At 61.1% G+C, this 6971-nt stretch carries 10 protein-coding genes; 7 read left to right on the top strand and 3 right to left on the bottom strand.

All coding sequences use genetic code 11. The annotated features are described in order from the left end of the window. The coding region (locus MB824_RS08055; protein ID WP_238747899.1) for a hypothetical protein at positions 1–216 on the top strand (216 nt) is incomplete at its 5' end. Positions 217–308: 92 nt separating this feature from the next. On the opposite strand, the gene MB824_RS08050 is transcribed toward MB824_RS08055, so the two are convergent. From MB824_RS08050 to rpe, 3 genes are all read right to left on the bottom strand, one after another. Then, a complete protein-coding gene (locus MB824_RS08050; protein ID WP_238747897.1) occupies positions 309–1562 on the bottom strand; it encodes a D-serine ammonia-lyase in 1254 nt (417 codons plus the stop codon). Between the two features lie 41 nt (positions 1563–1603). Then, entirely contained in the window at positions 1604–2260 is a 657-nt protein-coding gene (locus MB824_RS08045) for an esterase/lipase family protein (protein WP_238747895.1), read from the bottom strand. 85 nt (positions 2261–2345) lie between these two features. Then, entirely contained in the window at positions 2346–3023 is a 678-nt protein-coding gene (gene rpe, locus MB824_RS08040; protein ID WP_238747893.1) for a ribulose-phosphate 3-epimerase, read from the bottom strand. Between the two features lie 430 nt (positions 3024–3453). On the opposite strand from rpe, the gene MB824_RS08035 reads away from it, so the two are divergent. The 6 genes from MB824_RS08035 (at position 3454) to MB824_RS08010 (ending at position 6772) form a co-directional block, all read left to right on the top strand. After that, on the top strand, positions 3454–3852 hold the full coding sequence (locus tag MB824_RS08035; RefSeq protein WP_238747890.1) for a Spy/CpxP family protein refolding chaperone: 399 nt from the start codon (positions 3454–3456) through the stop codon (positions 3850–3852). Positions 3853–4021: 169 nt separating this feature from the next. Then, positions 4022–4798, top strand: a complete 777-nt coding sequence (locus MB824_RS08030) for a lysophospholipid acyltransferase family protein (RefSeq protein ID WP_238747888.1) — start codon at positions 4022–4024, stop codon at positions 4796–4798. A gap of 29 nt (positions 4799–4827) precedes the next feature. Next, positions 4828–5301, top strand: a complete 474-nt coding sequence (moaC, locus tag MB824_RS08025; RefSeq protein WP_238747886.1) for a cyclic pyranopterin monophosphate synthase MoaC — start codon at positions 4828–4830, stop codon at positions 5299–5301. Then, on the top strand, positions 5285–5539 hold the full coding sequence (locus tag MB824_RS08020) for a MoaD/ThiS family protein (RefSeq protein WP_238747884.1): 255 nt from the start codon (positions 5285–5287) through the stop codon (positions 5537–5539). Before moaC ends, MB824_RS08020 begins: the two co-directional genes overlap by 17 nt. Position 5540: 1 nt before the next feature. Continuing rightward, entirely contained in the window at positions 5541–5975 is a 435-nt protein-coding gene (locus tag MB824_RS08015) for a molybdenum cofactor biosynthesis protein MoaE (RefSeq protein WP_238747883.1), read from the top strand. Further along, positions 5975–6772, top strand: a complete 798-nt coding sequence (locus tag MB824_RS08010) for an NUDIX domain-containing protein (protein WP_238747881.1) — start codon at positions 5975–5977, stop codon at positions 6770–6772. The genes MB824_RS08015 and MB824_RS08010 overlap by 1 nt, the downstream gene beginning before the upstream one ends. Positions 6773–6971 lie beyond the last annotated feature (199 nt).

Here is a 6971-nt window from a genome sequence, read left to right as displayed (position 1 = left end):
AAAATTAATAGCGCCATGATTAAAAATGGTAGTTTTCATGTCAAACCACTGCTTAGCGAATATGAATATGAAAAAATGTTTTGCGTAAATAAAGATATATTGGTTATATTTTCCGATTACACAAGTTTGCACAAGCATTGCAAAATTGATGTTCAGCTGGAATGGAAAAGCCATTTAAGCTGCACCAAGTCCAAAGAAGGTTATTCCATTTATTAAGCCGGCCATCCCCAACGCATCCCGACAAAAAAGCAGCCTGTGAAAACCGCTTCCCATGGTTTTCAGGCTGCTTTTTGGGGTTTTGACTGCTTTCAGGCTGCCTCGCCCTCTTGCAGGTATTCGGCAAACACTTCGTCCGGCACCATGCTGCCGCCGGTGGCCCAGGCCAGGTGGGTGGCGTTGGCGACGTCGTCGAAATACGGTGTGCCGGCGAGCGCGGCGCAGGCGGACGGTTCGAGCTGCAGGCCTTCGCTGTGGCGGACGGTGCGCAGCAGGCGGAACAGTTCGGCGTCGGGTACGGTGTAAAAGGCGTCGATGGAACGCTGCATGGCGCGGCCGACAAAGCCCGATGCGCGGCCGACGGCCAGTCCGTCGGCGGCGGTGCGGTTGCTCAGGCCGATGTCGCTGACGGCGATTTCGTCGTGCAGGCCGGTATAGACGCCCAAGAGCATGCAGGGCGACTGTACCGGCTCGGCAAACACGCAGCGCACGGCGTCGCCAAAGGCGAGTTTCAGCCCGAAGGCAACGCCGCCGGGGCCGCCGCCGACGCCGCAGGGCAGATAGACATACAGCGGATGTTCGGCATCGACGCGCAATCCCTGTTCGGCGCATTGCGCTTTGAGCCGTTCGCCGGCAACGGCGTAGCCGAGAAACAGGTGGCGCGAGTTTTCGTCATCGACAAAATAGGCATAGGGGTCTTGCTCGGCTTGGGCGCGGCCGGCGGCAACCGCTTCGCCGTAGTCGCCGGCGTATTCGTAAACGCTGACGCCGTTGGCGCGCAGTTTGTCTTTTTTCCATTGGCGGGCGTCGGCGGACATGTGCACGGCAGCCTGAAAGCCGAGTTTGGCGGCCATAATGCCGATGGAAAGCCCCAGATTGCCGGTGGAACCGACGGCGACGGTATAGCGGCGGAAAAACTGCCGCGCTTCTTCGCTGTCGAGCTTGGCGTAGTTATCGCCCTCGCGCAGCAGGCCGTGCTGCAGTGCCAGCGCTTCGGCGTGCTGCAACACTTCGTAAATGCCGCCGCGCGCTTTGATCGAGCCGGAAACCGGCAGTTCGCTGTCTGCCTTAATCCACAAATCGCTCTTGAGATGCAGCGCTTCCTGCAATTTGGGCGTGCGGTAGAGCGGGCTTTCGATCAGGCCATCGGCTGCGGCGGTGGCGGGAAACACGGCGCGGATATAGGGGGCAAAACGCTGCAGCCGCGCGGCGGCATCGGCCACGTCGGCGGCGCTCAGGCCGACATCAGCGAGCGCCTGGGCGGCGGGGGCGATGTTCGGATTGCGCCACAGCACGGGTTCGGCGGCGGCCAGTTGGCGGATTAAGGGGTCTTCACGGTTAATCATGGGCGGCTCCTAAGGGCGGTGGATGGGCAGGGCGGATGTTTTCAGGCTGCTTTGTGTTTTAAGCGCTCATGGTCGAAACGGCCGCTGCGCAAAAAGGCGGCGGTTTGGGCGGCGGCTTCTTTGTCGGCAATCATCGCGGTGTGCGAAACCGGCAGCACAATGTGGTCGGCCATGCCTACGCAATGGGTTTCGGCGCACAGCACGGTGCCGTCGTTTTCGCCTTCCAGTCCGACCAGATGGCCGATGCCCAGCGGCCGGTTGCCGGCAATGCTGCCCAGCTCGATGCCTGCCGGCAGCGATGGCAGATTGCCGTCAAGCAAGTCGTGATAAGCACGCCCGAGCAGCGGCACGCCGACATGACGGGCTCGGATGGCGGCGGCGGTGGCGCTGCCCTGGTGCGGCGTGCCGAGCGTAACGATGCGGCCGCGCACCAAATCCGGCCGCGCGGCGGCAAAATGGCGCAGCACCAGCCCGCCCAGGCTGTGGCCGACAAAGTGCAGCGGCTCGTCGGGATGCAGCCTGAAAAAAGCTTCCGTGCGCTCGGCCAGCGCATCGCAGTGGTGGCGGTAGTCCTGCCAGACGCTGTAATAGCCGAAAGTGGCGGTGCTGTAGGCGTAGCGGCGCAGCAGCAGGGCAAAAGGCAGCATGGTCCAAGCGTGCATATGGATGCCGTGCAGCAGCAGAATGTGGCCGTTCATGGTGCGCTCCTTGTTTTTGGGATTTTCAGGCTGCTTTGGTTTTTCAGGCAGCCTGAAAAACGGAAAAGTTATCCGGTCATGCCGGTTATACCGCCGCCAGCTCGCGGCGCATGGCGGCGATTTCAGCGGCGTAGTCTGCGGCGCCGAAAATGGCGGAACCGGCGACAAAGGTATCGGCGCCGGCGGCGGCGGCGGCGGCGATGTTGGCGGTTTTGATGCCGCCGTCCACTTCCAGCGCGATGCGGCGGCCGCTGTGCGCCCGATAAGCATCGAGCATGGTGCGCACTTGGCGCAGTTTGTCGAGCGTATGCGGGATAAAGGCCTGGCCGCCGAAGCCGGGGTTCACCGACATCAGCAGCACCATGTCGAGCTTGTCGAAAACATGCTCCAGCACCTGCGGCGGCGTGGCGGGATTAAGCACCAGCCCGGCTTGGCGGCCGGCGTTTTTAATCAGCGCCAGACTGCGGTCGATGTGGTGGCTGGCTTCGGGGTGGAAGGTAATGATGTCGGCACCGGCGCCGATAAAGGCTTCGATCAGTGCGTCCACCGGCTCGACCATCAGATGCACGTCCACCGGCACGCTGGCGTAGGGCTTGATGGCGGCGCAGACCATCGGCCCGAAGGTGAGATTGGGAACGTAGTGGTTGTCCATTACATCAAAATGGATAAGGTCGGCGCCGGCGGCAATCACGTCGCTCACTTCTTCGCCCAGGCGGGCGAAATCGGCGGCAAGAATGCTGGGGGCGATGCGGTAGCGGGTCATGCGGTGTGTCCTGTGTGGTTTTCGGATACGGTAAAGTTATGTAAGCTCTGGGGCGCGTCAGCAATCAACATTTTGGCGGCTTTTACGTCCTAAAACGGCATCTGCCGCGTTAAAAATACTTGCCTATGGGAGCATAGGCTCGCATTTTTGCCTTCCATCTGCCGTTTTATGCCGCAAAATCCGCTTCAAAAGTCGGATGCCAACGCGCCCTAGCATACCCAGTTCGCCCCGCGGCGGCAACCGCGGCACGCCGGCGGCGGCTGGCGAGCATCTGCGGAACAATGCGGCGCCCCAAGCGCCTGCGGGCGGCATTTTATTTGCCCGTGTGCGGATTTGGGCATAGAATATGCCGCGCTTGCGGCTGAACCAACTATCACACGCACATGCCGCTTTGCCGTTTGCAAAGGTTTAATAAAATACAGGCTGATCCATGCTTTTTCGATTCGCTCCTTTCTGCCGCCTGCTGGCGGTCGGTGTTTTTCTGCTGCTGCCGCATGCTGCCTTTGCCGCGGACATCCGCCCCAACTGCAACCTGCGCATTCTCAAGCTCAGCAGCCAGCAGATGTCCGAGATGCAGGGTCTGCGTAAGCGCTACAAATCGGCGCTCGGACGCATCAGCCGCGACAGCCGCCACAACCACCAAGTGCCTTTGGTGCCGCTGTTTGAAAAAAACACTTTCGATGTCCATCACGCCCAGCGCATCGCCCAGGCGCGCTATGAAACCGATATCCAAAACACCGTGGCCGAACTGCAGTTTTACCACGAGTTTTTCCAGCTTTTGAATCCCGAGCAGCAGGCCATCTGGCTTAAGCTGTGCCTGCAGCCCTAAAACACCGTTTTGCGCTTTTCAGGCTGCCTGATTCCGTTTCAGGCAGCCTGAAAACTTTTGCCCGCGCCGCCGCTATCGCCGGCATAGCCTTTGCCGGCGGCGGCGCACTTGCCAGCGGCAGGCAAAGCCTGCATCATGCGCACTTTTTGCTCTCCGCCCGATTGTCTGCATGGCTGCCAAAACCCGCTTCTTTACCCGTTTTATCCGCATTTTCCGCCTGATCGGCTGGTTTTTCGCCACCGCCGCCCGCCTGCGCCGGCTGGATGGTTTTACCCTGGCCGAGCGCAACCGCATTCTGCGCGATGCCAGCGCGCGATGCCTGCAGCTGCTCAATGTGCGCGTCGATGCGCCCAATCCGCCGCCCGAATATTCAGGCAGCCTGCTGGTTACGCCCAACCATATCTCGTGGCTGGATATTTTCGTGGTCAGCCTGTTTTATCCGTCGAGCTTTATCGCTATGAAAGAGCTGGCCGGCTGGCCGCTGATCGGCGCGGCGGTGCGCAACGCCGGCACGGTGTTTATCGACCGCAGCAACCGCAAAGACATCGACCCCATCACCGCCGCCATGAGCGAGACGCTCAAAGCCGGCGGCAATGTCTGCTTTTTCCCCGAAGCGCGCACGTCTTTGGGCAACGGCGTGCTGCCGCTCAAAGCCGCGCTGTTTCAGGCTGCCATCAACAGCGGCTGCGCGGTGCAGCCGGTGGCGATGCGCTATTACGCCGGCGGTCGCCGCACCGAAGCGGTTTCCTTTGCCCACGTCGGCCTGATCCGCTCGCTGTGGCAGGTGGTGTCGCTGCCGGAAATCCGCGTCAGCGTCGATATTCCGCCGCCACTGCTGCCGCAAGAAGTGCAGCATAAAGACCGTTTTGAAATCAAAGAAAGCGTTCAGGCCTATCTGAGCGCGCAGGTGCTGGCCGACAGCCCCGCGCCCGAGCGCCTGCTGTAAGCATTCCCACCGTTTTAGAAAGGAAAGCCATGTCGCTTACCCATTTGGACGAACAAGGCAAAAGCCGTATGGTCGATGTCGGCGACAAAGCCGTAACCCGCCGCGTGGCCCAAGCCGGCGCGCGGGTACTGTTCCCGCCGCAGACCTATGCCCAGATTCAGGCTGCCAACGGCCAAACCGCCAAAGGCGCGATTACCGAAGTTGCCCGCATCGCCGGCATTATGGCCGCCAAGAATACCGCCGCGCTGATTCCGATGTGCCACCCGATGATGCTCGAGCGCTGCAAGCTGGAGCTCGAATACGACGACGCCACCTACAGCCTGAATATCACCGCCGAAGTGGCCGTTACCCACAAAACCGGCGTCGAAATGGAAGCGCTCACCGCCGTAACCGTAGCCGCGCTTACCGTGTACGACATGACCAAAGCACTCAGCCACGACATCGAAATCCAAGACGTGCGCCTGCTGCACAAATCCGGAGGCAAACATGACTTCAGCCGCTGAAATCCAAGTGCTCTACTTCGCCGCCCTGCGCGAAGCGGCCGGTCGCGAAAGCGAAACCGTTGTTCTGAATAACGGCGAAACCGCCGCCGTCGTATATCAGCGCCTGGCCGCGCAACACGGCTTTGCCCTGCCGCAAGAGCGCCTGCGCTGCGCCGTCAACCACCAATTTGCCGCTTGGGACACCGCGCTGAAAGCCGGCGACATCCTGGCCTTTATCCCGCCGGTGGCAGGAGGCTGAAATGTTTGATCTGACCGAATCCGCCATCGACGCCGCCGCCCTGCGCGCGCGGCTGCTGGGCAACGAAAACTGCGGCGCCTTCAACTGCTTCGAGGGCTGGGTGCGCCGCCAAAACGAAGGCAGCCGCGTCGAATATCTGGTGTACAGCGCCTACCGCGAGCTGGCACTCAACGCCGGCAACGAAGTGATTGCCGAAGCCAAACGCCGCTTTGCCATTGCCGATGCCGTTTGCGTGCACCGCTACGGCCGCTTGGAAGTAGGCGAGATGGCGGTATGGGTGGGCGTCGCCGCCGGCCACCGCGACGCCGGTTTTGCCGCCTGCCGCTTTATTATCGACACCGTCAAAGCCCAGGTGCCGATTTGGAAGGAAGAGTTTTACAGCGGCAAAAGCGAAAGCGCCTGGCTGGCCAATCCCGAATCGCACGGAGCGCCGTAATGGCAGGCGTTCCCGAAATCCGCGTGGCCGCCGGCATAGTCGAAAACGATGCCGGCGAGTTTCTGCTGTCGTCCCGCCCCGAGGGCAAGCCCTACGCCGGCTACTGGGAATTTGCCGGCGGCAAAATCGAAGCCGGCGAAACGCCGTTGCAGGCGCTCAAGCGCGAGTTTGCCGAAGAGCTGGGCATCGAAATTCTGAGCGCCCGTCCGTGGCTGGTCAAAATCCACCGCTACGAACACGCGCTGGTGAACCTGTATTTTTTCCGCATTGCGCCCGAGGGCTGGCGCGGGCAGCCTGAAGCCCGCGAAGGCCAGCGCTGGGCATGGCAGCAGGCCGGCCGCTACACCGTCGAACCGATGCTGCCCGCCAATCAGGCGCTGTTGGCTGCGCTGGCCATTCCGCCGCAGCTTTTCGGCAGCCTGAAAACCGGTTTTTCAGGCTGCCGCGGCGGGCAGGAATACCGCGTCGTTCCCTATCGTTTATCATCGGACGCCCATGCCAATATCGTGCTCGATTATGCCGAACTGCAAACGCTCGGCCGGCTGCCCGCGGGTAAAACTGTGTGGGTAGCCGTTTCCAGCCTCGCCGAGTTTCAGGCTGCCCAAGATGCCGATGTGCTGCTGTGGCGCGTCGATAACGATAAGGATGCCGCCGCCCTAAACACCTGCCTGCAAAACGGCACTTCCCTGCCGCTTCTGGCCTATGCCGATAACAGCCTGTGGCAGCGCCACGGCGCAACATGGCTGGAACAGGGGCTGCACGGCTGGGTTCGGCAAGAGGAAAACGAAGTAGTTTGACAGCCCATCCCAGGCAGCCTGAAAGCCCGTTTTGGCTTTTCAGGCTGCTTGAAAAAACCCTTTTCCCGCGCAAGAGCAATGGCGGGAAAAGGGTTTGCTGTTTTCAGGCTGCTTGGGGAATGGCCGGCAAGGCTGTTACCAAGCAGCCTGAACATTCAGGCCGGCACGAAACCGGCACTTTCAGGCCGCCTCAAAGTTT

The organism is Kingella pumchi, from assembly GCF_022288825.1.
GTDB lineage: Bacteria > Pseudomonadota > Gammaproteobacteria > Burkholderiales > Neisseriaceae > Kingella_D > Kingella_D pumchi.
This window is presented reverse-complemented; position numbering and strand designations above follow the sequence as displayed.